The sequence below is a fragment of the Kibdelosporangium philippinense genome, assembly GCF_021390435.2.
Lineage (GTDB): Bacteria > Actinomycetota > Actinomycetes > Mycobacteriales > Pseudonocardiaceae > Kibdelosporangium > Kibdelosporangium philippinense.
This window is the reverse complement of sequence record NZ_JAJVCN010000001.1, coordinates 535,643-560,436: the sequence shown is the minus strand read 5'-3', so window position 1 is coordinate 560,436 and position 24,794 is coordinate 535,643. Positions and strand designations below refer to the sequence as shown.

The following is a 24,794-nucleotide window of genomic DNA, read 5'->3' as shown; positions in this document are numbered from 1 at the left end:
CTGAACGCATGCGACCAACCTCACCGAAGCGGTACCCAACCCCGTTGGCCCAGCCCATCAAGAGCACTGGCCATGAAGCCACCGTCGGACACGGTCCACAACTCATCGCCGATCACGATCGACCGCCTGATCATCCCAGTCGGATGCGAGACGCGCCCAACCTCGACCAACGCATTCCCGTCCAGCCGCAACACCAGAGCATAGTTGAGCGTCTGCCACTCGCCTTCACGAATACCGCCCTGTTTGTTGCTCATCACCGGCACCACAACAAGATTGCGCTCGGGCCAGTACAGGAAGGCGTGCGGGTCATACTCCACTTCGGACGATCCGCCGTCGATCTGCTGCTGCGCAAGACGGTTCGGCGCAGCCGGGTTGTTGACGTCGAACAGCGACACCTGCGCGCCAAGCCGCCGCCCCTGGTCCGTCGCCTCCTGCCCGACACCAAGCACCTTGCCCGGGCCGACGGGATGCAAGTAGGCCGAGTATCCCGTGATCTTCAACTCGCCAACCACGCGCGGCTTGGCCGGTTGAGACAAGTCGAGTGTGTACAAAGGATCAACTTGCCGGAAGGTGACCACATAGCCCACCGCGCCGAAGAACCGCACGGCATAGATGCGTTCGCCCTTGCCAAGACCGTCGACCTTGCCGACCTGAGTCAGTCCTTTGTCTCCACGGGCGAGCACGGTGACCATGCTCTGCGATTGCACATCGGCAGACACCCCGCCCCAACCCGCGCCCACAGTCGTGGCGACCCGAAGGTGCCCGTCGAACTCGGACAACGAGTACTGGTTGAGCAACTGTCCGTCGACTTCACCAGATCCAGCGTACTTCGGCGGTGCGCTACCGGCGATGTCAAACCGGTGGATCTGAGTCTTGCTCGGCGCAGGCGGCGAGGTCGGTCGGTCTGTGCTGCCCGGCGGGAGCTGCTGCATCGGCATCATGCGGCTGAAGTGGTCGTCGGCCACGTACAAGCTCTTGTCCGTGCCATAAACGGTGTCGCCGTCCGCAGCCACCGTGACCGGGTCGCCCTTCTCCAGGGCCTTGGTCAGATCAACCGTGAGCACGCTCAGCATCGCGGTGCCCGAGTAGTCGGCGGGATGGCTGACCTTGGCGCAGTCGACCAGCCTGCCTTCGGTGGTTTTGCCCTCGCTGTCCAGCCGGTAGCTCGGCAACCAGTCGTCGATCGTCGACTTCAGCGCGATTTCGCGGTTCTTCTCCAGAACGGTGGTGTCTGACCGTGATCCGTCCGGGTAGTAGAACTTCAGTCTCGGTTGCGAACGAACCACGACTCGGGCCACGCTGCCGACCTGGCGCGCGTCCACGTACAGACCGCTTACCGCCAAGGTACCCAAGACCTTCGGTGTACCAACGAGATCGACGAGCACGAGCTTCGAACCAAAGGTGGGCACGGGCGACATGTTCGGCGGGGTGGGCTTGCCGCCTGGAATCGGCGTTGGCATGTCATAGACGACGTGGTCCTGGCTTGCCACGAACAGCGCACGGTCACCGAAGATGAGCATCTGGGAGACGTAAAGGTCCGGTACGTCAAGGGTTCCGGTGATCTTGCGGGAGGCCACGTCGATGACCTTCAGCTTGCCGTCGACCACCGAAAGGATCCGTTTGCCGTCCGTCTTGACGATGTCCGGCTCATCGACGTTGGTTTCGTGGTTGTTGGTCGACGAATGGCCCGGTCCCTGACCGCCTTGTTGACCCGCGGCCGAACCCTGCGGCGCCTGTGCCTCACGTTTGGCTATCCCGCCTGATCCGTTCGCCGCGGCCGGCGCTGGCATGGAGTCGGCGATTGCCCCACCACCACGGGTGGACAGGGCATAACCGCCCCCGAAACCGAACGGGCCAATGTATGGCCATGCGGCCTTCCTGAGTCCCGACAACGCTGTTTCACACGAGTCGAAGGCGACAAGAGAGATCGCGCCTGAAGGGAGGTCCGTGACCTTGTCCGAGTGAGAATCCGAGGTGGAAGCTGTCAGATCGGCAGTGGAGGTGACCGAGGCCGCGGCGACGATGCCGCCGATGACGACCGCGATCGCGCCCCCGGCGACGATCCTGGACTTGCCAACTCTCGGTAACCCTGCTTTCCCTGCCATACACACAAGACGGTGACATGGCCGGAATCCGTTGCTGACGATATTGGTAACGGTTAGATTGCGGCGATGATCGTCAGCGGTGACAGACCCGGTCCGTGGCAGCCAAGCGACACTCTGTTATCCCCCAGTCCACCGCCTGCCACGGACGACCCAGTGGACCCAGCCGAGGCCGAGGAGTTCCTTCGGCTGTACTACGCGGAAAACCCGGCAGCCGGTGACGCTGACCGGCGCGTGGCCTGGGTGATGACCGAGATCGACCTGACCGGTACCTATCAGCACACGACAGCGGAACTGACCTTCGGTGCCCAGATTGCCTGGCGCAACAGCGCCCGGTGCATCGGCCGGTTGTACTGGCGCAGCCTGCGTGTCCGCGACCTGCGGGCCGTGCGGACGGCCGATGACATCGCCGAACAGTGCGTCGAGCACCTACGGCAAGCATGGAACGGCGGCAAAATCCGGCCACTGATGTCGGTCTTCGCCCCAGAGGCGCCGGGCAGACCAGCGCCTCGGATCTGGAACGAGCAACTGATTCGCTATGCGGCGTACCCAAAAGAGGACGGTGGTGTCCTGGGCGATCCCCGCTATCTGGGCTTCACCGACTCGATGGTGAAACTCGGCTGGCGCCCTGCCGAACCACGCGGAGCGTTCGACGTGCTGCCGCTGGTGATACAGACAGCAGAGTCCGGTGCCCAGCTGTATGAGCTGCCCGCCGACGCGGTTCAGGAAGTGCCAATCACGCACCCAGAACTGCCGTGGCTGGCCGAACTCGGCCTGCGCTGGCACGCGGTCCCGGCAATCAGCAGCATGCGGCTGGTAGTCGGTGGTGTCTCATACCCCGCGGCACCGTTCAACGGCTGGTACATGGGAACGGAGATCGGCGCGCGCAACCTCGCCGACACCGAACGCTATGACCTACTCCCCGAGATCGCCCGCAAACTAGGCCTCGACACAACTAGCGAAACAACCCTCTGGCGCGACCGCGCGATGGTTGAACTCAACCGTGCCGTCCTGCACTCATACGCGGCAGCGAACGTGACAATCACCGACCACCACACCGAATCCGACCGATTCCTCAAGCATGTTGAGAAGGAACAACGTGCAGGCCGCACATGCCCGGCGGACTGGAGCTGGATCGTGCCCCCAATGAGCGGCTCGCAAACACCGGTATTCCACCGCTACTACGACACCGACCACCTCAAACCCGAGTTTGTCCTCGACGACGAAGCCGCACACCGCAGCACCAACGGCGTCTCAGTCCCACCTGCCCCCACAACCTCCGCAGAAACAACACCAACGCCGATCTGGCACTACCTGAACAGAACAACCCACTGACAATTCGAGTCAGCGAACCTCACGAGCACTCGCACAACGCTCGCCCTCACCGAAGTCCAAGCAGTCACACAACACCGGCCCACCACCAAAGGCCCAAACAGCGGCACAACGCTGCACACCACCAAAGCCCGAGCTATCAGCCACCAAAGCCGAACCATCCACAACACCGGACCACCACTAAAGCCTGAGCCGTGCACAACACCGACTACCGCCAAAGCCCTAGCCCTCAGCAAGAACGCGAAGCAACACAACCCCTGAAACGATCAGCAAAATCGGCCCGATCCGCGCGAACGTAGGAGGATCCCCAGCAACCAAGATGCCGAAGACGACGGTGCCCACAGCACCAATCCCAGTGAAGACCGCATAGGCCGTCCCAATTGGCAACGACCGCACTGCGATCGTCAACAGATACACGGCCACACACATCAAGACCAACGACATCACCGTCGGCCATAACCGCGTAAACCCTTCCGTGGGCTTCAAACTCAACGCCCACGCAACCTCAACAACCCCAGCAGCAACAAGAATCAGCCAAGGCATAACCCACCCCCAGCCCCGCAGGCTGACGTTCACGCCACCCACGATCCGAACAAAACACTCACACCAGTGCCTCACAAAGACAGCCGTAGTGAGCCCAAACCAAACGAAAACCGCAGCCTCAGAACCACCAGCCACCGGCACAACACCAGCTGCCCGCGCAACCACCACCGCCCGCGCAACCACGACTCGCTCGCGCAAACACCACAGGCCCGCACAAACACCAGCCACCCCAATCAAGGCAAGCCGCTCACTACGCCCGATCAGCCACCGTCGAAGACTCCCCGGGCCAAGCGCTCCAGCCCAGCCACAATCTCCTTCACCGTCAACCCCAGCTCGTTCCGTTGATACGCATAAACATCCGGCGCGAGTGGAGCCAGCAGCGAGTCCACAAGCGCGTCAGCCTCCGCCACACCGCCCGCGACCAGCAACGACCGCACGTGCGCCCGCCAGAACCCATAAGCACCGGTCCGCATGCGCGACTGTCCAACCTCAGTACCCAGCACAAGCTCGTAGTGCTGCTCCAACAAATCAACCATCGCCGCGTAGAACGCCGTCAGCCGCAAACCCGGCAAAGCCCCAGGCCCCAGCGGCGGCGAACCCCGCAACAGTTCCTCCTGCAGCTCCCGTTCGTGCGAGTCCAGCAGAGCCGTCGCGATCGAGGCCACATCCGGATACCGCCGGTACAGCGTTGCCCGACCAACCCCAGCCGCTTGCGCGATGTCCGCCATCGTCACGTTGCGAGCACCCTGACCAGCGAACAGCCGCGCAGCCGCGGCGAGCACTTTCTCCCTGTTGCGCACGGCGTCCGCTCTCACACCGCTCAACCATACCGGTAAGTGGACACTGTGACCACTTAGCCGAAACTCGCAGATCGATTAGGCTGATCGACGTGTCCAAGAGCAGCCTTGGCGAGTTCCTGCGGGCGCACCGCAGTCGGGTCGATCCCGCTGACGTGGGCCTGCGTGGCGGAGGTGACCGCCGGGTCGCTGGGCTGCGCCGGGAGGAAGTCGCGGTGCTCGCTGGGGTCAGCGCGGACTACTACACCCGGCTTGAGCAGGGGCGCGAGCGGAATCCTTCGGCTCAGGTGCTTCGTGCGATTGGCAATGCCCTGAGGCTCACTGTCGACGAACGCGGCCATCTGTTCCGCCTCGCCGGGTTGAACCCGACTGTGGCGGCCGACAGGCAGGTGCATCCGGCGCTCTTGCAGTTGCTCGACTCGTTTCCCAACTCGGCCGCGTATGTGCTGAGCCCGGCATTCGAGCTGCTGGCCACCAATGGCCTGGCCAAGGAGCTGCTCTCGCCGTTCGCGGGGATGACCAACATGGTCCGGATCATGTTCCACCACCCGCAGGCCAAGGTCGTCTTCGTCGAGTGGCCGACGCTCGTCGAGAACACCGTGCACGCGCTGCGCCTGAACTGGGCGTCCTATCCCGACGATCCGGAGATCCGGGACGTGGTCGACGATCCGCTCGCGACGTCACCCGAATTCGCGGAGTTGTGGCAGGACCAGGCCGTCGGCGGGTTGACCAGGATGTTCAAGGTCTTCGCGCATCCGGTGGTCGGCCGGGTCGAGCTGCCCTATCAGACCTTCGACGTGCGGGACGCTCCCGGCCAGTACCTGCTCGTCGGCACGGCGGAACCCGGCAGCCGCAGCGCCGAGGCGCTGACGTACCTGGCGACACAGCACACCACCAGCTGACGGGGTGTGCCACACCCAGGAAGACACGGCCTTCTCCGCCTGCGGCGTGCCCCGCACGCTGGCACCATGTCGAAGATCGTGCTCATCACCGGAGCCAGCAGCGGGATCGGTGCCGCATCCGCCCGCAGGCTCGCCAAAGACGGCCACCACGTTGTGCTCGGCGCACGGCGCGTTGACCGGTGAAAAAACTCGCCGACGAGATCCAGAACGCCGACTATCACGAGCTGGATGTGACCAGTCTCGACAGCATGCGGGCGTTCGTGGACACGGCGCGCGAGCAGCACGGCCGCGTCGATGTGCTGGTCAACAACGCCGGTGTGATGCTGCTGTCCAGAGTCGAGGCGCTGCGGATCGACGAGTGGAACCAGATGATCGACGTGAACCTGCGGGGCACGCTGCACGGAATCGCGGCAGTCCTGCCGCACATGCGGTCCGAGAAGTCCGGCCACATCATCAACGTGGCCTCGACCGCGGCGCATCGCGTCGACCCGACTGCCGCTGTCTACTGCGCGACGAAGTTCGCCGTCCGCGTGCTGTCGGAAGGACTGCGGCAGGAAAACGAGGACGTCCGTGTCACGGTCGTCAGCCCCGGCTACACGAAGACTGAGCTTGCCGACCACGGCACCGATCAGGAGGTTCGCACGGCCGTGCGCGCCGCCACAGACCAGATCGGGCTACCGGCCGAAGCCGTCGCCGACGCGATCGCTTACGCCATCGCCCAGCCGGACACTGTGGATGTGAACGAGGTCCTTATCCGTCCGACGAGCCAAGGCTGAGTTGTTCGGCCGCAAGGAAATGCGCGAGATCGCGGGTTGCCGGGTACAACGCTCGATACTGCGAGTAGAACGCGTCATACTTCGCTGTGTGCTCAGGATTTGGCGTCACGGTCCTCGCCAGGGGGTTCCACGAGTTCACCGAATGTCCCAACGCTGTCGCCGCGAACATCGCGGACCCAAAGCACGCACCCACGGTCTCGGCGGGAAGTTCCTGCGGGACACCGGTCACATCCGACACGATCTGTGTCCACAGGTCGCCTTGCGTCCCACCGCCCACGGCGACCACGCGCCGCGCTGATCCGCCCATGACTTCAAGGTTGTGCCGCAGCCCGTACGCCGTGCCTTCCAGCGCGGCACGGTAGATCTCCGGTTGCCCGTGGTTCAACGTCAGCCCCGCGATGATCCCGCGCGCGTCCGGGTCGAAGATCGGCGTCCGTTCACCAGCGAAGTACGGCAACATCAACAACCCGCGGCTGCCCGCGGGCACCGAAGCTGCCTGTTCGACCAGATCCTTGAACGACCCTGCGAACAGTTGCCGCAGCCAGTCAGTGATCGCGCCGGACGTCGCCATCCCGGCGGCCAGCGAAAACGTCTGAGGAAAGGCGCCTTGGGTGGTCCACAGCGCGGCATGCGGCTGAGGCGTGTCCACGACCTGGATCACGAACATCGTGGTGCCGTACATGACCATCACGTCACCCGGAGATGTCACGCCGACACTGGTCGCCTCGGCCCACGCGTCGATCGTGCCCGCGATCACCGGCAGCCCGGCGGGCAGACCGGTCTCGACGGCTGCGGCTTGAGAGACCGTGCCGACGATCTCGTTGGGCCAGAACAACTCCGGCAGCTTCAAGCCAGGCGCGATCTGGGCACACCAGTCACGTGCCCAGTCAGCGGCCTGCATGTCGTACATCGGGTCGCATTGGCTCGCGGAGTGATGGTCGAGCACGTACCGTCCGGTCAGCCGGAGCACCAGGTACGAGCTCGCCATCAGCATGAGCGAAGTCCGCGCGAACACGTCAGGTTCGTTGTGCGCCAACCACAATACCTTGGGACCGACGGCCTGGCTGGACAACGGCGTCCCGCCACGTCGCAGGATCGTGTCGGCGCCGAACAACTCGGTCAGCTCAGCGATCTCCGCCGTGGCCCGAGTGTCCACACCGTACAGAATCGCGGGACGCAGAGGCGTCCCGTCTGCGGACGCGGGCAGCAGGCACGGGCCGATACCGCTGACACCGAGACCCGTGATCGGCGCAGGCGAAGCCTCGACCAGTTCTCTGGCGATCGACACGAAGTCGGTCCACCACACAGATTCCGCGTCATGCTCGACCCAGCCGGGACGCAGCGTCGACACCGTATGCGGCCTGCTCGCGCGGGCGACGATCGTCCCCTCCGGACTGACGAGCACGCCTTTCGAGCTCGATGTCCCGATGTCGATCCCGATCAGCACGTGTCAGCCTCGCGTGAATTCGTCGAGTGTGACGCCGAGCAACGAGCACGCGGCGCGGACTGTGGCGCGATGATCGCCGGGAATGGCGTGAATATGGTTGGCTCCGAACCGGGACAGGAACACTTCCGCCGGCGCGTCCAACCGGGCGAAGGCGTGCGGCCATTCCGGTGTCGACTGGTTCATCAACGCCTTGTTCGTCTCCTCGTCGTACGTCTCGAAGCTGCCGAGCATCAACTGCATTCGATACGCGCCGTCTTTCCGTGTCAAGCGGCCGAGCGTCATCTCGCCGGGCGCCGCGAGGTGATGGACGGACGCGCCACCCGCCGGGAAGAAGAACACTTCCGGGTACAGGTGCACGCGCGCGAGGTTCTCGGCCGGGTCGGAACTGCGCGCGGCGTACCAGGTCGCGTGCTGCCCGGAGTTGCAGAGGTCCCAGATGTCCCGGTCGCCGTGGTAGTGCCGGACGTCAGCGAACAGCACGGGCGTGCCCGAGATGTGCTTGAACAACTGCATCGTCAAGGCGCCGTCCATGTCCGCTTCGGTCGCGCACACGTGCGGCTCTTTCGGGCCGTTCCAGTCGTACGGGTCGTTCAGGAACGCCTCGGCGATGTCCATCGTCGCGAAGTACTGGGTCAGCTCGGGCTGCCCCTTGATCCCGGTGAAGTCGAGATTCCACTCGTCGATCAGTTCACGCATCGCCATGTACGACCCGATTTGCCGCTCAAGCAACTCGGGCGTCAGCTTCTTGCCGTCGTAGTGCACGTTGGCGTGCCGCTCGAGCCATTCGCGCGCCTTGACCTTCTCGCTCGCGTCGGCCAGTTCAGCACGGCGGACGATCTCCCATTGGTCGATCTCCTCGACGTCGATGCCGAACAGCCGCTGCCACTGGTCGGTGTTGGCGACGGCGGTGTTCATCCCCATCGGCCGGCCCCCGATCCGGCCGAAGGTGGCGCCGCGCAGGCCAGCGACCGCCGCAGCGGCCGAGGCGTGCACGCCGATCGATGAAATCAATTCGGGCGAGTCTGGATCGCCCCACAACCGGGTGTGCTCGCGTCCAATCTGGTCAAGCGCGCCGCCCGCGGCGAGCATGCCGACCATGCCCGGCTGCACCGGATCGATGTTGGACAGCAACAACAACGGCCCATCGATCGCGCCAGCGGCGAGCATCGTGAAGTGCGGGAAAGCCCAGACCGCGTAGTGCAACACGGTCAGGTCGACGTCCGCCGCGGCGATCTCCCGCGCGACCGACGTCGCGAGCGTGTTGGTGCTGACCGGGCTCGAACCTCGTACGACCTCATGACCCGCCTCGGTCAGCCGGGCGGCGAGTTTGTCCTCGGTCCGGCCGATGAAATCGGCGATTCCGCCGTGTACGTAGTCTCGGCCGTCGGAAATACTGATCACACCGATCCGGGCCACGAGTCCTCCAACGCGTTAGCCGAGTAATCGATTACTCGTGACGCTATTCTCCAGGCCGAGTAGTGTCAACATCGGCGCAGCGTTCAGCGCGCGGCATCGATTCGGACAAGTTCGCAGAGTGAGGCCGATGGGTTGTGGCGACCATCAACGACGTGGCGACCAAGGCCGGAGTATCAACCGCGACCGCGTCGCGGGCACTCAACGGCAAGTCCACAGTGGACCCAAAGCTGGCCGAGCGAGTCCTTGCGGCAGCCGCTGAGCTGGGCTACCAACCCAACGGACCGGCCAGAAATCTCCGTCGGCAGGAAACCGCGGTGCTCGCGTTGATCATCTCGGACGTTGAGAATCCCTTCTTCACCTCGATCGCCAGAGGCGTCGAGGACGTCGCGCAAGCGGTCGGCTACTCGGTGGTCCTGTGCAACTCCGACGAAAACCCAGAGAAAGAACGCCGATACATCGACGTCGCGATCCAAGAACGGGTCGCCGGAGTCGTGCTCTCACCCACTGGGACGACGACCAATGTGGACCTGCTGACCGCACGCAGCACGCCACTCGTCGCGGTCGACCGTCCGCTACAGGACGCAGCGGCCGACATGGTTCTTGTGGACACCAGAAGTGCGGCGAAAGAGGCCACAGCACACCTGATCTCCCAAGGCTACAGGCAAATCGGCTGTATCACGGGCCCAGCGGGTGTCCAAACGGCCGACGATCGGCTGGCGGGTTACAAGGACGCACTGCGCGCGGCAAAGCGGCGGACGTCGGCCAAACTCACCCGGCGTGCGGAGTATCGAGCCGATGGGGCTTACGCGGCCGCGATCGACCTACTGAGCGACTCGGACCGCCCGGATGCGTTGCTGGTCGCCAACAGCACGATGGCTATCGGGGTGCTTGAGGCGCTCTCCAAATTGGACCTACGGCTCGGCACGGACGTCGGCGTGGTCGCCTTCGATGACGCTCCGTGGGCGCCACTGGTGAATCCTCCGCTCTCGGTCGTCTCCCAGCCTGCTTACGACATCGGCAAAGTGGCCGCGCAGTTGCTGATGGCCCGGATCACGGACAGCTCTTTGCCTTACACAACAACCACATTGCAAGCTACCTTGATCACCCGGGGGAGTTCTGTCCGCTGAGGTCACGGGGAACCGCCCAGGTCAGAACTCGTGAGTGGTTACGCGTGTTCTAACCCGCCTAACCACTCACGAGTTCTGTCCACCGGGTTATGCGGTCTTCGTGAGCATTCGGTAGCGGGCGGCTGACCATGCTGGTGAGCCGGACTGCGGGACGATGCGGACAGTCACCGAACTCTTTCCTGCCACCAAGTTCGCTGGCAGGTCGAACGAGTCCTCCAGCCATCGCGACGAAGTGTTGCCCAACGGCTGCAGCCATGTTCCCGCTGCCATGCCGTCTACGGAAACGCTTGCCTGCTGGTAGGCCTCGCTTTGGTCGTTCATCCGCAGGATTCGGGCACCCGATGAACCTGGTGCCAGTTTCAGGGTGAAGGTGATCTCGCCCGTTGTCGATGCGACTCCGTCGGTGACGTTGACCTTGTCGTCCTTGCCTTCGAAGGTTGACTGCAGGGTTCGGCGGGTTTCGCCTGTTGACTGGTATCCGTGCGCCGCGCGGCTTGCGTCATCGGCGACGTCCAGTGCGTCGCTTTCGGCCAGTGCTGGTGTTGATTGGCCGTACCAGTATGACGTTGAGCTGTAGTTCGCTGGTGCGTCATTCACTGGGCCGTGTTGGATGTCGAAGCGGAGATTCGAGGAGAATGACACCGCTTCACCGATCATCAGTCGATACGCGCCTGTGCAGTCATGCTGACAGCCGTCGCCGTTCAGTTCCCATGCTGGGTTGCCCGCGAGCGGCATTGTGTACGTGACTCCGTCACGGAAGTACCAGCCGGATTCGTAGAAGTCCTCGGTTCCGGTGCCGTAGATCGTTGGGGATGCGGCGCCGTCGACATAGACGCGTTCGTCGCCTTCGAGGTACAGGCGCATGTTTCCGTTCGGGATCGCGCCTCTCATCGAGTGCGAGACTCCGTAGTACACGCCGCGGCCCGAGGTCTGCAGGAACGTGAAGTCCTGGCTGGGCACCGTGTTTCCGCCTACCTTGGTCGCGCGAAAGTAGCCGATCTTGCCGGATTGCAACGCGGCTGCGACCGATGGGTCGTTCACGTAGTCGGTCTCGACGGTCACATCGCCGAGTGGGACGCCGCTTTCGTTCACCAACACGACTGTGGCGTTACGGGCGTACGGCATTGGCCACCAGGAGGTGTACCAGCCGTCGGGTGCTGTGTCCATCGACGACATCAGCGTCATCGTGTCGTATTCGCCAAGCCCTGAACCGAAGAATTCACCGAGTGGGGCGTCGACGGTTGTCTTGCCGTCGACCGAAACCACGACTCGGACTCCGCTCAGCACGGCGTCCGAGCGAGTTACTTCGGCTGCTGGGACCGGGTATCGGTAGACGCGGTAGCCTTGCCAGTTCAGGCCTCTGATCACGTAGCCGTGCGCGGCTTGCTCGCCGGGGTGGTTGGGGCCGACGTCCATCACGTCGGTTCGGCGCCAGTCGCCGCCGATGTTGCTGTGGATCGTGTAGCCGAACTCGTTGACGTCCAAATCGGACGCTACGTACTCGTTTCGGATCGTCACCGAAGACTTGCCCGCGGTCAGGGCTGGCGGGATCATGATCGTCTGATCACGCCATTCGCCTGCCGGAACGCGTGGGCCGCTTTCCCAGAAGCCGACCTGGGTTCCGTCGACCAAGAGCCGCGCCCGCTGGTTTCCTATCTGCGGGTCGTATCGGCGGGTGATGCGGACGCCGGAGTTCTCCGGGTCGACCGCGACCTTGAACGTCGTCGACCCGCCAATCGCGAACGCGCTGCCGTCGTCGCCGACGCGCGGGCTCGCCACGATCTGCGGGATCTTCACCCTGAGCTGCGTCACCCAGCCGGAGCCTGCGAGAGCGGCCACGTTCTTCGATGTACGGGCCGAGATCGCGCCCTTGGACACGGGCGCCTTCAAAGCCGCGTCACCCTTGGGGTCGCGGATTCCGTACGCCCGCAGCTTGGCGATCACGTCAAGCGCTTGGTCGGCGGGGTTGAAGGTCTGCACGCCGTCCGCGTCCGCGAAGTCACGGTAGGCCACGTGATAGAAGAGCGGATTCGCTTGGACCGTCACGCGCATTGACTCGCGGTAAGGCATCGGAACCTTGACCACGCCGGCACCGGAGGTGTCTTCGCCGTTGCCGACCAACGGCCAGACCCATGGCGCGCCGAGCTTTCCGTCGACGACTTCTTCCAGCAGGTCGTCCAGGACCACCTGGCCGTCGAGCTCGATCTTCAGCCTGCCGTTGTTCACCATCGAGCCGTAGTCACGGGTGAACCACATCGAGTCGATCTGACCAGCGCCGGTTCGCTCGGCGATCACGCAGCCCGATGCCGTTGTGCGCAAACAGGAATACGTGCCCACGAAGCCGTCGTCGTTGCCGCCGGTCCGGTCGAAACTCGAGAACTGACGCGACACCGCGCCGGGTCTCATCATGGCCAGCTGGTCCATCTGGCGATAGACCTGCCAGCCGATCGGGCCCTTGTCCGTCGCGCTCACCGGTTTCGGCGCGGCATGGGCCACGCCCGAGACCGTGCTCAGGACGAGGGCGGAGATAACAGTGGATGCGAGCAGGGACCCGAAGCGCATCCTGCCTCCTCATATGGTGTTGTCCCAGCTAGCCCCTCGTGAGTGGTTATCAGGGTTAGAACCCTGATAACCACTCACGACAGGCTTCAGCCGCCGGGGTTTTCCTTCGCGTAGACCTGTGCCGCGTTCTCCTTGGTGATCAGCTGGGTCGGTAAGGTTTGCGTCTTGGGTGTTTGCTGGCAGTCGACCAGGATCTTGCGCGCGGACTCGACCGCCTCTTTGCCCGCTGTCGGGTAGATCAGCGTCGCCGAGAGCCTGCCTGCCTCGACCGCTTTCAGGCCACCCGACGGGATCGGCAGGCCGTCGATTCCGATGAACTTCAACGAGTCCTGCTTGCCTGTCGCCCGTGCGGCCAGATAGGCGCCTTCGGCCATCGGGTCGTTGTGCGCGTAGATCACCGAGACGTCCGGATTGGACTTCAGGATCGCGTCGGCTTTCTCCTGGCCCTTCTCCCGCAGCCAGTCGCCGTCCTGGCTGACCGCGATGTCGATGTTCTTGCCCTGTATCGCTTCACGGAAGCCGTCGCCGCGTTCCTTCGCCGGGGTCGATCCGGCGAGGCCACGGATCTCGGCGATCTTGCCGCCGCCCGGCAGCAGCTGCTCGGCCACGTACTTACCCGCCTGACGGCCGATTTCCACGTTGTCCGCGCCGATCCAGGTCGTGTACGCGTCGCCTTCCACCTTGCGGTCGAGCACGATCACCGGAATGCCTTTGTCGTAGGCCTTCTTCACCACCGCGGTCAGCGGTTTGGCCTCGTTCGGGCTGATGATCAGCAGGTCGACCTGCTGGGTCAGGAAGTTCTCCACGTCCGAGACCTGGCGGGAGTTGTCCTGCTGCGCGTCGGTGAAGCGGACTTCGAACTGCGGCACCGACTTCGCGGCCGCCCGGATGTCGTCGTCCATTCGTTGGCGGTACGGCTCGGCCACGTTGGCCTGGCTCATGCCGATGACGTACTTGCCGCCAGCGCCTTTGCACGCCGTGTTCGCCGGAGGCTGGCCACCGGGACGGTTCTCGCTCGTTGTCCCACAGGCGACCAGCGAACCCAGTAGGAGGACCGCCGCCAGTAAACGCATGTCTCGTCCTTCCGTCTTCAGGACGGCCTGAGCCGTTGCAGCCCGGCCGCCACCACGATCACGAGCCCCTTGATCAGGAGCTGGACGTTCGTATCCACGCTGTTGAGCGCGAGAATGTTGTTGAGTACGCCGAGAAGCAGCGCACCGGCCACGGTCCCGACCACCGAGCCGCGCCCACCCGCAAGGCTCGTTCCGCCGACAACCACAGCCGCGATCGCGTCGAGTTCGTAGCCGAGGCCGTCGTTGGGGCTGCCTTGGTTGAGCTGCCCCGCGTGAATGATCCCGGCGAGCGCCGCCAGTAACCCGCAGATCCCGAATACGATGATCTTGACCCGGGTGACCGGCACACCGGAGAGCCTGGCGGCCTTCTCGTTGCCACCGATCGCATAGACGTGCCGCGAGAACGCGGTGCCACGTAAGAAAAGGATCGCGAGCACCGCCACCACGATGAAGATCAACGCCGGAATCGGCACCAAGCCGTTGAACGTCCGCTCGCCCAACAGTGAGAACGTCACCGGTGCCTCACCAGGACCGTCGCCATACGCGATCGCCACGCCCTGGCCACCAGACCAGATCCGGGCCAGCCCACGGGCGATCTGCAATCCGGCCAGCGTCACGATGAACGCCTGGATACTGAACAACGCGGACGCGATGCCTTGCAGCAGCCCGAACACCAGACCGACGGCCAGCACGATCACGACCGTCGGAATGAGTCCGAAGTCGTTTTCCACCAAAAGAACCGCGGAGCCGACGGCCGCCAAGCCGAGCATCGCGCCGACCGACAGGTCGATCCCGCCGATCAGGATCACGAACGTCATCCCGACCGCGATGATCCCGATCTCTGACACCGCGCGCACCACGTTGAACAGGTTGTCGCTGGTGAGGAACAGCAGTTCCCCGTTGCGGCTCGGGGAGAACACGATCGCCGCGATGAACACCGCGACGAGCCCGAACAGGCTCTGGAAGCGGAAGATCATCGAGCGCACGCTCTCCCGCTTCGTGTCAACGAAGTCCGTCGTCCCAAAGGATGTCACAGCTGCACCACCTCCCCCATGGATGCCGCGAGCAGTTCGGCCTCGCCGGCCTGCGCCGTCTGCAGCTCGGCGACGTTTCGCCCGCCACGCAACACAATCACGCGATCGCACACCCCGACCAGCTCAGCCAGTTCCGAGGACGCGAGCAGCACCCCCATCCCGCGCTGCGCCGCCTGACCGAGCAACTGATAGATCTCTGCCTTCGCACCGACGTCCACACCCCTCGTCGGTTCGTCCAGCAACAGTAGATCCGGTTCGGTGAGCAACATGCGACCAAGCACGATCTTCTGCTGATTTCCACCCGATAGTGTGGAAACCGGGTCACGCACCGAAGCCAGCTTCACACTCAACTCCCGCACGATCCGCGTCGCCTCGCCCGCCTCGCGCCGCCGGGACACCACCCCGAAGCGGGCGATTCGGTCCACAATAGACAAAACCGTGTTCGCCAGCACGGAATGATCGAGCGCCAGTCCGGAAATCCGGCGATCCTCCGGCATGTAGACCACACCACGCCGGATCGCCGACCGCGGCCCACGCAGCCGCGAAGACCGGCCCTTGAAGATCACCGATCCCTGCCACCGGCCACCGGCGCCGAACAAGGTCTCCAACAGCTCGGTACGTCCCGAGCCAAGCAAACCGGCGAGCCCCACGATCTCGCCGCGCCGGACCGTCAGGCTGATGCCCGCGGGGTCACGGCGACCGGGCCTTGACCGTGTGACAACGAGATCCGTGACTTCGAGAAGCTTCTCCCCGGTATCGGTGGTCTCGTGCGTTGTGAACATCGCGCGCACCGGCCGTCCGATCATGGCTTCGGCGGCTTGGTCGGCAGTCATGTCGCGGGCGTCGAATTCCGCCACGACAGAGCCGTTCCGCAAGACGGTCGCGCGATCGGCGATCCGGCCGATCTCGTCCATCCGGTGTGAGATGTAGACGATCCCGGCACCACCGCGGCGCAACTCGGCGATCACGGTGAACATCCGGTCCACTTCGGCCGACGACAGCGCGGACGTCGGCTCGTCCATGATCAGCACCTTGGCATCGAGCGACAGCGCCTTGGCGATGCTCACCAGCTGTTGCTCGCCGGTCCGTAGCTCGCCGACCTGACGCCTGGGGTCGAGGTCGATTCCAGTGCGGCGCAACAGGTTCCGGGTCTCGCGCAGCATCGCACGGCGGTCGAGCGTGCGTACCGGTGTCCGCGGCTCCCTGCCGAGGAAGATGTTCTCCGCGACCGACAGGCCGGGCACGAGGTCGAGTTCCTGGTGGATCATGGCGATCCCGGCGCGCTGGGCATCGGCCGGGCCGTGAAACCGAATCGGCTTGCCGCCAACAGTGATCGTGCCGGTGTAGTCAGTCAGATCGCCCGACAGCACGCGCATCAACGTCGACTTGCCCGCGCCGTTCTCACCGAGCAGAGCGTGCACCTCGCCGGCCCGGACCGTGAAATCCACGTCGCGGCAAGCCCTAACACCGCCGTAGGACTTGCTGATCCGGACCAGCCCCACAAGTGATGCGACACCGTTGTCCATCCACACCCGCCATTGGGCCATCACCGAGAAAACGATTACCCGAGACGCTAGGGTCGGGCTACCGACGTGTCAAGCATCCACTTGTTGATCAAGAAGTACGTTGCTCGTCAACAATCGCTTGCCCGCGCGGCGAAAGCCGGTAGCCCACTTCCAGGCTCTCAGTCAGACCTAGTTCCTTGAGTTTGCGAACATCCGCTTTGAACGTGGCCACATCAATCGACACAGTCTCGCGGCTCAGACAGGTCAGGAGATCGGGCGCGCGCACGACTGGCTTCGCCGCGATCAGCGAGAGCACAGTGTGCGTCCACGGTCCGCGCTTGCTCCGTTCGTCCATCCGGCGCAGCTTGTCCAGAACCTGCGCGACTCCTCCGGAGTTGGCAGCTCGGCCAGGGTGTCGTATCCCGCCAACTGGGCATCCTTCGCGGTGATTCTCCGTAGCGGGACTCGCTCGACGGAATCGACCGCGAGCACCCCGACGATCGTTCGCAGCGTGCCGCCCGCCTTGACCGTAGGTCCTGCCAGCGCCGAAACGCCAGCGTGACCTCGCCCGCCTGGATCTGTTTGAGAACGTTTGCCCTGATCAGCATGGCCCTACCCTCTCGACACAGTCCTGCCGGCGCGGCATAGTGGTTAAGGCTGCACACACTGTGTTGAAGTATGTGCGATTTGTATTCATCCTCGTGAATTTCTTCACAAAGGCGCACGAACCCGCACATCCGCGCTAGTCTATGCGCATGAGCATCGCGCTGGAGACGGTTTTGGCCAAAGCGGGGCTGCGAGTTACCCCCAACGAGTTCCTCGGCCTCGTCGAGGACGCCGCGAAACGGTTGTCACCACCGAACCCGAATCCAGCCGAGTACTTCTCGGCCGATCAGCGCGAGACCCTCACCGAGGTCGGTCTCGACCTGCGGCCAAGGCGCCCAGACGAAGTCGACTCACGTGCGCGCGCCGTCGCCGCGCAGGCCGTGCTGCGGGATTCCGCGCTGACGGTGTCCGATGCGGCGGCGACCATCGGCGTGGACACCAGCCGGATCCGCCACCGGCTCGCGGCCGGTCGCTTGGTCGGCTGGAAGGACCGCGGCGGATGGCGGCTGCCCGCGTGGCAGTTCACCGGCTCCGGCGTGTTGCCCGGATTGGAGACCGTGCTGGCCGCGTTGCCCATCGACCAGCCACCACTGGTGGTCGCGGCGTTCATGACCACGCCACAGGAAGACCTCGTCATCAGCGGCGAGCCCGGTACGCCACGGCAGTGGCTGCTCGCCGGCGGTGATCCAGATAGGGTTGCCGCGCTAGCCGCCGTCCTTGGAACCCCCGCGTGACGGTGCCGACGACAAAGACAGGCTGACGACTCCAAACGTATGGCTCGGCTCCCCCAGCCACCGACTCCGGCCGCGCTCAGGTCGCTGCTGCGAGTAGACGAGGACATTGTCGCCGTGCACAGCGGCACACGACTGGTCCGGATCTTCGCAGCGGGCGGCGCGCACCGTCAGCGGTGGAACTCCTTCCGATACACCGGCCCGCTGCCGCACGGCCGGTTCGACGCGCACCCGATCGGCCCGGAAGGCCGTGCCGCGGACAGCCCAGGCAACGGCGTGCTGTACTTCGGCCTCTCGGTACGCACCAGCCTCGCCGAGGTGTTCCAGTCGACCTCCATTGTGGACAGATCGACCCGGCGGCCACACCTTGTGGTGTTCCGGCCGCAACGCACCCTGCGCCTGCTGGATCTCTCCGGCCTTTGGCCAACGCGCGCGGGCGCCTCGCAGGAGCTCTCCAGCGGCTCAAAGACGCTGACCCAGGCGTGGGCAAGGGCGATCAGGGCGGCGCATCCCGAGCTTGACGGCGTCTGGTACCGGTCCTCAATGGACGGTGGCGAACCGGCGATCTGCCTGTTCGACCCGCCTGCCGGTACCGCGATCCCGCCCGCGCCGGACATGCTGCTCCCGCTCGACCACCCCGGCCTCGACCTGCCGTTGGGCCGAATCTGCGAAGAGCTGAACTACACCTTGTTGAGTTAACTGATGGCCATCAGCTGAGGTGCCGCGACCACCACTCCAGCACCGCGTCGAACCGTTGCTTGCGGTGCTGCGGCTGGCCTGACCTGGTCAGTTCGTGTCCTTCGCCGGGGAAGAGCAGGAACTCCACCTCGGTGCCCTGTTTGCGCAGTGCGACGAACATCCGTTGCGCCTGCTCGACCGGGCACCGCCAGTCCTGCTCGGAATGCACGACCGCGAACGGGATCCTGATCTGGTCGGCGTAGGTCAGCGGGCTCGTCTTGATCTGCGTTTCCCGGTCGCTGCCCACGTAACACTCGGTGAACGCGTAGCCGATGTCCGAGGTGCCGACGATGGAATCCCATGCGTTGACGGCACGTTCGCTCCACGCCGCACGAAACCGCTGGCCGTGGTGGGCGGCGAGCCAACTGGTCATGAAGCCGCCGTACGATCCGCCCATCACGCCGACTCTGGACGCGTCAGCCTGCGGCAACGCCAGCGCCGCGTCCAAAAGCGACAGAACGTCGTCCACGTCGAGGGTGCCGAGCCCGTGCACGACGGCTTGACCGTGCGCTTGGCCGTATCCCGCGGATCCACGAGGATTCGGCAGTACGACAAGGTATCCGGCCGAGGCGTACACCTGGGCTTCGTCAAAGAATCCCCAGCCGTGATACGCGAACGGCCCGCCGTGCACGGCAAGCAGCACGGGGTGCGGGCCGGGCCCTTCGGGAAGCACAACCCAGCCATGGGATTCGTAGCCGTCCGGCGACTGCCCGGTGAGCTCCTGGATCTCGCACACACCGCTGGCCCGCAATGGCGCCGAGAAATCGGCGAGCACCTTGTCTTCGAAAACGACCTGCCCGGCGCTGTCCGGGGTCATCATCGCGGCGACCACGCGTGTTCCGTCGACGGCGAAAGCTTTGACCTTGCTGCGCGCACCGGCAACCAAAGTGGTCTCCGCCAAGGTCATCGCTGACGCGGACAACGGGACCTGACGCAGCTCCGAAGCTCCACGGTTGAGCACCGACACAAGCACCGACGAACCAAACAACTGCGGTGCAATGGTTTCCTCGCAGTCGACCGTCTCCTGGTCAGTAAGTCTTCGTGGCGACTGCGGCTCAGCCAGATTCAACGGCGCCACCCATATGCTGGTGTTCACGGCGACCGCATACACGCCCTCGAACTCGCGTCCGGTGTACACCACAACACCGTCACCGACGGTGGTGAACCGGACATCACCAGCTGTTTCAACGACAACGACCGGCGAACCACCGGAAACCGGTACAGCATAAATGTTTTCGCGCTTTGTCTCCCGCGCACCCCACCCGGCAGACGCGGAAAACACCAAGTGCGCGCTGTCCGGCGTCCATGCCGGTGTGCTGACATCGCAGGCACCGTCGGTCAACTCGGTCAGCTCACCAGCCAAGTCGGTGACGAACAACCGAGTACGCCGGTCGAACACGAAACCGAGGTCGTCAAGGCGATAGTCCATCATCGTGATCCGGCGGAACGACTCGGCATCGGGCTTGCCGCCCGGCTCGTAACGGCCTTGTTCACCAACCCGCGCGGCGAACGCGATCTTGGTCGAATCCGGTGACCACACCGGGGTTTGCACGCCAAGCGGAAGGTCAGTCAGCGCACGGGAATCACCGCCGTCAGCCCGTTGAACACGCAACTGTGGCCGGGCATCCGCGGATTGCCTGCGCAGAAACGCGATCCAGTTTCCGTCCGGCGAGATCGCCGGGCTGAAATCGTGATAGCCGTGCGTCCATGGCTTTGCGCCCGACCCATCGAGGGCCACACGATGCAGGCCGCCACGGTAAGAGTTGCGAGACAAATCGGGGTGAGTCGCCGCTACCAGCAGCAACTCACCCCGAAAGCTGATCGAGTCGGTGGTCGTGAGCAGTTCGATGTCATCAGGGCGCACCCGCCCGACGCTACCCGACGCTTAGCGAGGCTTACGACCGTCTGAACTCGTATTTCAGCTGGACGTCGTAACCGATTCCTCGGCTGACTCCTTGTTCCTGTCCCGCCGGGCCTTGATCAGGCTCGCCACCGTGGTGATCGCCAGAACACCGATGATGACGCTGAGCGAGACCGCGATGTTCGGCACCCACACGTTCAGGTGCTCGCCGCCGTTGATGAACGGAAGTTCGTTCGTGTGCAGTGCTTCCAGCACCAGCTTCACGCCGATGAACGCCAGGATCGCGGCGAGACCGATCTGCAGGTACACCAGCTTGTTGAGCAGACCGCCCAGCAGGAAGTACAGCTGCCGCAGACCCATCAGCGCGAACGCGTTCGCGGCGAAGACCAGGAACGGCTCCTTGGTCAGGCCGAAGATGGCAGGGATCGAGTCGACCGCGAAGAGCAGGTCAGCCGTGCCGATCGCGATCATCACGATGAACATCGGGGTGACCATCCGCTTGCCGGCGAGCTTCACGAACGACTTCGCGCCGTGGTAGTCGTCGGTCACCGGAAGGAACTTGCGCGCCAGCTTGGTCGCGCCGTTCTCCTTGTATTCGTCTTCGTCGTCGGTGTGGTTCGACTTGATGAACGTGTAGGCGGTGTAGATCAGGAACGCGCCGAACAGGTAGAACACCCAGCTGAACTCCGCGATGACCGCTGCGCCGAGCAGGATGAAGATGCTGCGCATGGCCAGCGCGAGCAAGATACCGATCAGCAGGACCTTGTGCTGGTGGATCGCAGGCACCTTGAAGGCACCCATAATCACCAGGAACACGAAGAGGTTGTCGACCGACAACGAGTACTCGGTGATATAACCGGCGAAGAACTCTCCCGCTGGCTGACCACCGGCGAAGTACCAGAGGCCGAGTCCGAAAACGACGGCGCAGGCGACGTAGAACGTCACCCACCTGGCGGCTTCACCAATGGTCACCTCATGTGGTTTTCGATCCACGATGACCAGATCGATCGCGAGCAGGATCAGAAGTCCTGCGATCGTGGCGATCCACAACCACACGGGCACACTCATTGATCACCTCCGGATAGGCGGGCATAGCCGTCCAAACCGGAGGTCTCTTCCGCCAGTGCCCAACAAGGCACGGACCGACGGCGCCGGGCTCATTACCACTGGTCCAGCGGTTCGAGATCCGTGTTGACGACACCGCCGCGAAGGAATACTCCCCTCCACAACAGCCCTTATTGTCCCTATCGGTGAGCCATCACGCCAGACGGAGTCGCCCATCCGGTTGTTGTTCTTGGTCACATCGCCCGATCGGCCCTGTCCAATAGCTGTCGGTCACCGACAGGTTCGCTCACCGTCAGCGAGTTCTCAGCAACTTTGCAATACGGTTCGCAGGTGCCCCGAATGTCCAAAACCCAGCTCCGCTGGCTGGCGCTCACGCTGGCCGCCGCGATAGTCGCGGCCGGAGCCCTGATCTGGGTGAACAGCGGATCGGACGGGCCTCGGATCGTCACCGAGGACCGCATGATCGCGACCCCAGGCGCCCAGCTTGACACGACTCTTTACCTGCCGGAGCAGACTCCGGCGCCCGCTGTGCTCGTCGCGCACGGGTTCGGCGGGAGCAAGGACAGCGTCGACAGCGACGCCCGTGAACTTGCCCAGCGGGGCTTTGTGGTGCTGACCTGGTCGGCTCGTGGTTTCGGCCGCAGCACCGGCCAGATCGCGCTGAACGCGCCGGATGCCGAAGTCGCCGACGTGAGCAGGCTGATCGACGAACTCGCGCAGCGCCCCGAGGTGGAAAAGGATGGTGCCGACCCCAAGGTCGGCATCACCGGCGGTTCCTACGGCGGTGCGATCTCGTTGCTGGCGGCTGGATACGACAAACGTATCGACGCGCTCGCGCCCGTGATCACGTACAACGACCTCGGTCAGGCGCTGATCCCGAACTCCGCGACCACCGCACACGTGCCGAACACGCCGTCCGCCAACGCATCCACTCCGGACGGTGTGTTCAAGCGGTCGTGGGCAGGCGTGTTCTTCGGTGCCGGGATGGGTGGATCGAGCTTCGCGAACCCGAACGCCGAAGCCGCCGAACCAGGCGTCGACAACGATGACCAGCTGGACGCGCAGAACCCGGCCGCCGCGGCGGCGGGTGGCGGGATTCCGCAGGGCGCGTTGCCGCCTGGCCGTAGCCCGTCACAGAACACGGGTCCCTGTGGCCGGTTCACCGAGCAGATCTGTGCGGCGTACACCGAACTCGCCACCACCGGCAAGGCCAGCCAGGCCACTGTGGACCTGCTGCGATCTGTTTCACCGGTTTCGGTCACCAACCGGATCACCCAGCCAACGATGATCGTCCAAGGTGAACAGGACACGCTGTTCGGCCTCGACCAGTCCGACGCCACCGCACGGCAGATCGCCGCGGCGGGCGGCAAGGTGAAAGTGGTCTGGTACGCGGGCGGCCACGACGGCGGCAGGCCGGGAACGAGCCTGCGCTCGGAGATCGCCGACTGGTTCGACTTCCATCTGCGCAACCGCGGCACCGATCCCGGCACAAGCTTCGAGTACGCCATCCAGGGCGCGCTGCGTGCCCAAGGCGCCCCGAACGTCCGCACCATCACCGCGCCCAGCTACCCAGGATTGGCTGGTACACAGACTGAACGCCGTCCGATCGCCTTGAGCGGTCCACAGCAGACAGTCGTGAACCCGCCGGGCGGCAACCCCGGCTCGATCACGAGCATGCCGGGCCTCGGCTCGGTGGTCAGCGGATCGAACAGCCTGGCCAGCAGGCTGTCCATCGACATGCCCGGCCAGGTGGCGCGATTCCGCAGCGAGCCGTTCACCGGCCAGCTGTTGATCAGTGGCTCGTCCACGGTCCGCCTTCGTGTGGAAGGTGTGCCAGGTCAGCCGCTGCCCGCTGATGGCGTGGTGCTGTTCGCGAAGCTCTACGACGTCGCCGGGAACGGCCAGCAGCGCACGCTGCCGGGTTCGGCCGTGTCTCCGCTGCGGATCACGCAACTGCCTGCCGAGGTGACGGTGACGCTGCCTGGGATCGTGCGGCCGATCGAGGCCGATCACCGCATCGAGGTAGCGGTGACCACGACCGACCAGGCTTATTCCGTGCCCACGCAGCCCGCCGCGTTCACGGTGTCGTTGGTGGACAACACAGTCCAGGTGCCGGTGGTGCCGGGAACGCGTTCGACGCAGACGCCGCCGATGTTCGCCCTTGTTGGCATCTTCGTCGTGATCGGGCTGGCCATTGTGGTCGCCATCGTCGCGGCGATCCGCCGTCGCCGGGCCGATGATGTCGACCCTTCGTTGACCGACGTGCCTCTGGTGATCGAGGGGCTGGCCAAGGAGTACCCAGGCGGGCTCAAGGCCGTCGACGGCTTGTCGTTCCGGGTGGAGAAGGGCCAAGTGCTCGGTCTGCTCGGGCCCAACGGCGCGGGCAAGACGACGTCGCTGCGCATGCTGATGGGCCTCATCCAGCCGACCGAAGGCTCGATCAGGGTCTTCGGGCACAAGATCTACTCGGGTGCGCCGGTGCTGTCCCGTATCGGCTCCTTTGTGGAGGGTTCGGGCTTCCTCCCGCACCTGTCCGGCGAGGCGAACCTGCGGCTCTACTGGGCCGCGACCGGTCGTCCGCTTGAGCACGCGCACTTCGACGAGGCCATCGAGATCGCTGGCCTCGGCCACGCCGTGCGCCGCAAGGTCCGTACCTACAGCCAAGGTATGCGGCAACGGCTCGCGATCGCGCAAGCAATGCTCGGCCTGCCGGACATGCTTGTGTTGGACGAGCCGACCAACGGACTCGACCCGCCCCAGATCCACCAGATGCGTGAGGTCCTGAAGCGCTACGCGGCCACCGGCAGGACGGTGCTGGTCTCCAGCCACCTGCTCGCCGAGGTCGAACAGGCCTGTACGCACGTGGTCGTGATGCATCGCGGCAAGCTGGTCGCCGCGGGTGAGGTCGCGGACATCGCGGCGGTCGGCGGCGAGGCGACGTTCCGCGTCGACCAACCTGACCAGGCGGCATCGGTACTCGGTGAGCTCACGGGCGTCACCGGCGTCGAGATCGAGGGCAAGCAAGTGCACGCCAACCTCGACGGCACACCACGCTCCAAGGCCCTAGGTGCCCTGGTAGCAGCCGGTGTGGCGGTCGAACAGGCAGGCCCACGCCGCCGTCTCGAGGACGCGTTCCTTGAGCTCGTTGGGGAGAACAAGTCATGAGCGAGCTTGCGA

Annotated in this window: 20 protein-coding genes; 8 read left to right on the top strand and 12 right to left on the bottom strand. The window is 64.6% G+C overall.

Annotated features, from left to right (window positions below; all coding sequences use genetic code 11):
• Positions 1 to 20: 20 nt before the first annotated feature.
• Positions 21 to 2,105 carry a beta-propeller domain-containing protein gene (locus LWC34_RS02640; RefSeq protein ID WP_233722800.1) on the bottom strand — a complete coding sequence of 695 codons (2,085 nt, stop codon included), beginning with the start codon at positions 2,103 to 2,105 and terminating at the stop codon, positions 21 to 23.
• Between the two features lie 66 nt (positions 2,106 to 2,171).
• Here LWC34_RS02640 and LWC34_RS02635 point away from each other — a divergent pair, with 66 nt between their 5' ends.
• Positions 2,172 to 3,437: a nitric oxide synthase oxygenase gene (locus tag LWC34_RS02635; protein ID WP_233722799.1), complete on the top strand. Its 1,266-nt coding sequence runs from the start codon at positions 2,172 to 2,174 to the stop codon at positions 3,435 to 3,437.
• A gap of 219 nt (positions 3,438 to 3,656) precedes the next feature.
• Here LWC34_RS02635 and LWC34_RS02630 read toward each other — a convergent pair whose 3' ends face one another.
• Positions 3,657 to 4,010 (bottom strand): DMT family transporter, encoded by a 354-nt coding sequence (locus LWC34_RS02630; protein WP_233722798.1) that lies wholly within the window; start codon positions 4,008 to 4,010, stop codon positions 3,657 to 3,659.
• A gap of 227 nt (positions 4,011 to 4,237) precedes the next feature.
• Positions 4,238 to 4,792 (bottom strand): TetR/AcrR family transcriptional regulator, encoded by a 555-nt coding sequence (locus LWC34_RS02625; RefSeq protein ID WP_308199956.1) that lies wholly within the window; start codon positions 4,790 to 4,792, stop codon positions 4,238 to 4,240.
• A 74-nt stretch (positions 4,793 to 4,866) separates the two neighbouring features.
• Between LWC34_RS02625 and LWC34_RS02620 the strand changes: the two genes are divergently transcribed.
• The 3 genes from LWC34_RS02620 to LWC34_RS02615 all read left to right on the top strand — a co-directional run bounded on the left by LWC34_RS02620 (position 4,867) and on the right by LWC34_RS02615 (position 6,452).
• On the top strand, positions 4,867 to 5,676 hold the full coding sequence (locus LWC34_RS02620; protein WP_233722796.1) for a helix-turn-helix transcriptional regulator: 810 nt from the start codon (positions 4,867 to 4,869) through the stop codon (positions 5,674 to 5,676).
• A gap of 66 nt (positions 5,677 to 5,742) precedes the next feature.
• On the top strand, positions 5,743 to 5,859 hold the full coding sequence (locus LWC34_RS57875) for an SDR family NAD(P)-dependent oxidoreductase (RefSeq protein ID WP_308199955.1): 117 nt from the start codon (positions 5,743 to 5,745) through the stop codon (positions 5,857 to 5,859).
• A complete protein-coding gene (locus LWC34_RS02615; protein WP_308199954.1) occupies positions 5,856 to 6,452 on the top strand; it encodes an SDR family oxidoreductase in 597 nt (198 codons plus the stop codon). Before LWC34_RS57875 ends, LWC34_RS02615 begins: the two co-directional genes overlap by 4 nt.
• On the opposite strand, the gene LWC34_RS02610 is transcribed toward LWC34_RS02615, so the two are convergent.
• Both LWC34_RS02610 and LWC34_RS02605 read right to left on the bottom strand, forming a co-directional pair.
• Positions 6,427 to 7,899 (bottom strand): FGGY-family carbohydrate kinase, encoded by a 1,473-nt coding sequence (locus LWC34_RS02610; RefSeq protein ID WP_233722795.1) that lies wholly within the window; start codon positions 7,897 to 7,899, stop codon positions 6,427 to 6,429. The two genes, LWC34_RS02615 and LWC34_RS02610, sit on opposite strands and share 26 nt — an antisense overlap.
• Before the next feature lie 3 nt (positions 7,900 to 7,902).
• The gene (locus LWC34_RS02605; protein WP_233722794.1) at positions 7,903 to 9,315 is read right to left on the bottom strand and encodes an L-fucose/L-arabinose isomerase family protein; all 1,413 of its coding nucleotides are present in this window, start codon (positions 9,313 to 9,315) and stop codon (positions 7,903 to 7,905) included.
• Positions 9,316 to 9,449: 134 nt separating this feature from the next.
• Between LWC34_RS02605 and LWC34_RS02600 the strand changes: the two genes are divergently transcribed.
• Positions 9,450 to 10,442 carry a LacI family DNA-binding transcriptional regulator gene (locus tag LWC34_RS02600; RefSeq protein WP_233722793.1) on the top strand — a complete coding sequence of 331 codons (993 nt, stop codon included), beginning with the start codon at positions 9,450 to 9,452 and terminating at the stop codon, positions 10,440 to 10,442.
• A gap of 87 nt (positions 10,443 to 10,529) precedes the next feature.
• Here LWC34_RS02600 and LWC34_RS02595 read toward each other — a convergent pair whose 3' ends face one another.
• The 5 genes from LWC34_RS02595 to LWC34_RS02575 form a co-directional block, all read right to left on the bottom strand.
• Positions 10,530 to 13,004 (bottom strand): glycoside hydrolase family 172 protein, encoded by a 2,475-nt coding sequence (locus tag LWC34_RS02595; RefSeq protein WP_233722792.1) that lies wholly within the window; start codon positions 13,002 to 13,004, stop codon positions 10,530 to 10,532.
• An 86-nt stretch (positions 13,005 to 13,090) separates the two neighbouring features.
• Positions 13,091 to 14,077 carry a substrate-binding domain-containing protein gene (locus LWC34_RS02590; protein WP_233722791.1) on the bottom strand — a complete coding sequence of 329 codons (987 nt, stop codon included), beginning with the start codon at positions 14,075 to 14,077 and terminating at the stop codon, positions 13,091 to 13,093.
• Positions 14,078 to 14,094: 17 nt separating this feature from the next.
• A complete protein-coding gene (locus tag LWC34_RS02585; protein WP_233722790.1) occupies positions 14,095 to 15,054 on the bottom strand; it encodes an ABC transporter permease in 960 nt (319 codons plus the stop codon).
• Between the two features lie 53 nt (positions 15,055 to 15,107).
• Positions 15,108 to 16,637: a sugar ABC transporter ATP-binding protein gene (locus LWC34_RS02580; RefSeq protein ID WP_233722789.1), complete on the bottom strand. Its 1,530-nt coding sequence runs from the start codon at positions 16,635 to 16,637 to the stop codon at positions 15,108 to 15,110.
• An 88-nt stretch (positions 16,638 to 16,725) separates the two neighbouring features.
• Positions 16,726 to 16,971, bottom strand: a complete 246-nt coding sequence (locus LWC34_RS02575; RefSeq protein WP_233722788.1) for a hypothetical protein — start codon at positions 16,969 to 16,971, stop codon at positions 16,726 to 16,728.
• Between the two features lie 400 nt (positions 16,972 to 17,371).
• Between LWC34_RS02575 and LWC34_RS02570 the strand changes: the two genes are divergently transcribed.
• Positions 17,372 to 17,956, top strand: a complete 585-nt coding sequence (locus LWC34_RS02570) for a DNA-binding protein (protein ID WP_233722787.1) — start codon at positions 17,372 to 17,374, stop codon at positions 17,954 to 17,956.
• 39 nt (positions 17,957 to 17,995) lie between these two features.
• Positions 17,996 to 18,652 carry an RES family NAD+ phosphorylase gene (locus LWC34_RS02565; RefSeq protein ID WP_233722786.1) on the top strand — a complete coding sequence of 219 codons (657 nt, stop codon included), beginning with the start codon at positions 17,996 to 17,998 and terminating at the stop codon, positions 18,650 to 18,652.
• 10 nt (positions 18,653 to 18,662) lie between these two features.
• Here the strand turns inward: LWC34_RS02565 and LWC34_RS02560 are convergent, their stop codons facing one another.
• Together LWC34_RS02560 and LWC34_RS02555 are read right to left on the bottom strand one after the other, a co-directional pair.
• Positions 18,663 to 20,555: a S9 family peptidase gene (locus tag LWC34_RS02560; RefSeq protein ID WP_233722785.1), complete on the bottom strand. Its 1,893-nt coding sequence runs from the start codon at positions 20,553 to 20,555 to the stop codon at positions 18,663 to 18,665.
• Between the two features lie 54 nt (positions 20,556 to 20,609).
• Positions 20,610 to 21,620 (bottom strand): TerC family protein, encoded by a 1,011-nt coding sequence (locus LWC34_RS02555; protein ID WP_233722784.1) that lies wholly within the window; start codon positions 21,618 to 21,620, stop codon positions 20,610 to 20,612.
• 336 nt (positions 21,621 to 21,956) lie between these two features.
• On the opposite strand from LWC34_RS02555, the gene LWC34_RS02550 reads away from it, so the two are divergent.
• Complete coding sequence (locus LWC34_RS02550; protein WP_233722783.1) at positions 21,957 to 24,782, top strand: alpha/beta fold hydrolase; 2,826 nt, start codon at positions 21,957 to 21,959, stop codon at positions 24,780 to 24,782.
• Positions 24,783 to 24,794 lie beyond the last annotated feature (12 nt).

Coding starts and splice junctions, on each gene's coding strand:
- LWC34_RS02640 (WP_233722800.1), bottom strand. CDS start 2,105: ATGGCAGGGAAAGCAGGGTTACCGAGAGTTGGCAAGTCCAGGATCGTC.
- LWC34_RS02635 (WP_233722799.1), top strand. CDS start 2,172: ATGATCGTCAGCGGTGACAGACCCGGTCCGTGGCAGCCAAGCGACACT.
- LWC34_RS57875 (WP_308199955.1), top strand. CDS start 5,743: ATGTCGAAGATCGTGCTCATCACCGGAGCCAGCAGCGGGATCGGTGCC.
- LWC34_RS02595 (WP_233722792.1), bottom strand. CDS start 13,004: ATGCGCTTCGGGTCCCTGCTCGCATCCACTGTTATCTCCGCCCTCGTC.
- LWC34_RS02590 (WP_233722791.1), bottom strand. CDS start 14,077: ATGCGTTTACTGGCGGCGGTCCTCCTACTGGGTTCGCTGGTCGCCTGT.
- LWC34_RS02585 (WP_233722790.1), bottom strand. CDS start 15,054: ATGATCTTCCGCTTCCAGAGCCTGTTCGGGCTCGTCGCGGTGTTCATC.
- LWC34_RS02580 (WP_233722789.1), bottom strand. CDS start 16,637: ATGGACAACGGTGTCGCATCACTTGTGGGGCTGGTCCGGATCAGCAAG.
- LWC34_RS02575 (WP_233722788.1), bottom strand. CDS start 16,971: ATGGACGAACGGAGCAAGCGCGGACCGTGGACGCACACTGTGCTCTCG.
- LWC34_RS02570 (WP_233722787.1), top strand. CDS start 17,372: ATGAGCATCGCGCTGGAGACGGTTTTGGCCAAAGCGGGGCTGCGAGTT.
- LWC34_RS02565 (WP_233722786.1), top strand. CDS start 17,996: ATGGCTCGGCTCCCCCAGCCACCGACTCCGGCCGCGCTCAGGTCGCTG.
- LWC34_RS02555 (WP_233722784.1), bottom strand. CDS start 21,620: ATGAGTGTGCCCGTGTGGTTGTGGATCGCCACGATCGCAGGACTTCTG.
- LWC34_RS02550 (WP_233722783.1), top strand. CDS start 21,957: ATGTCCAAAACCCAGCTCCGCTGGCTGGCGCTCACGCTGGCCGCCGCG.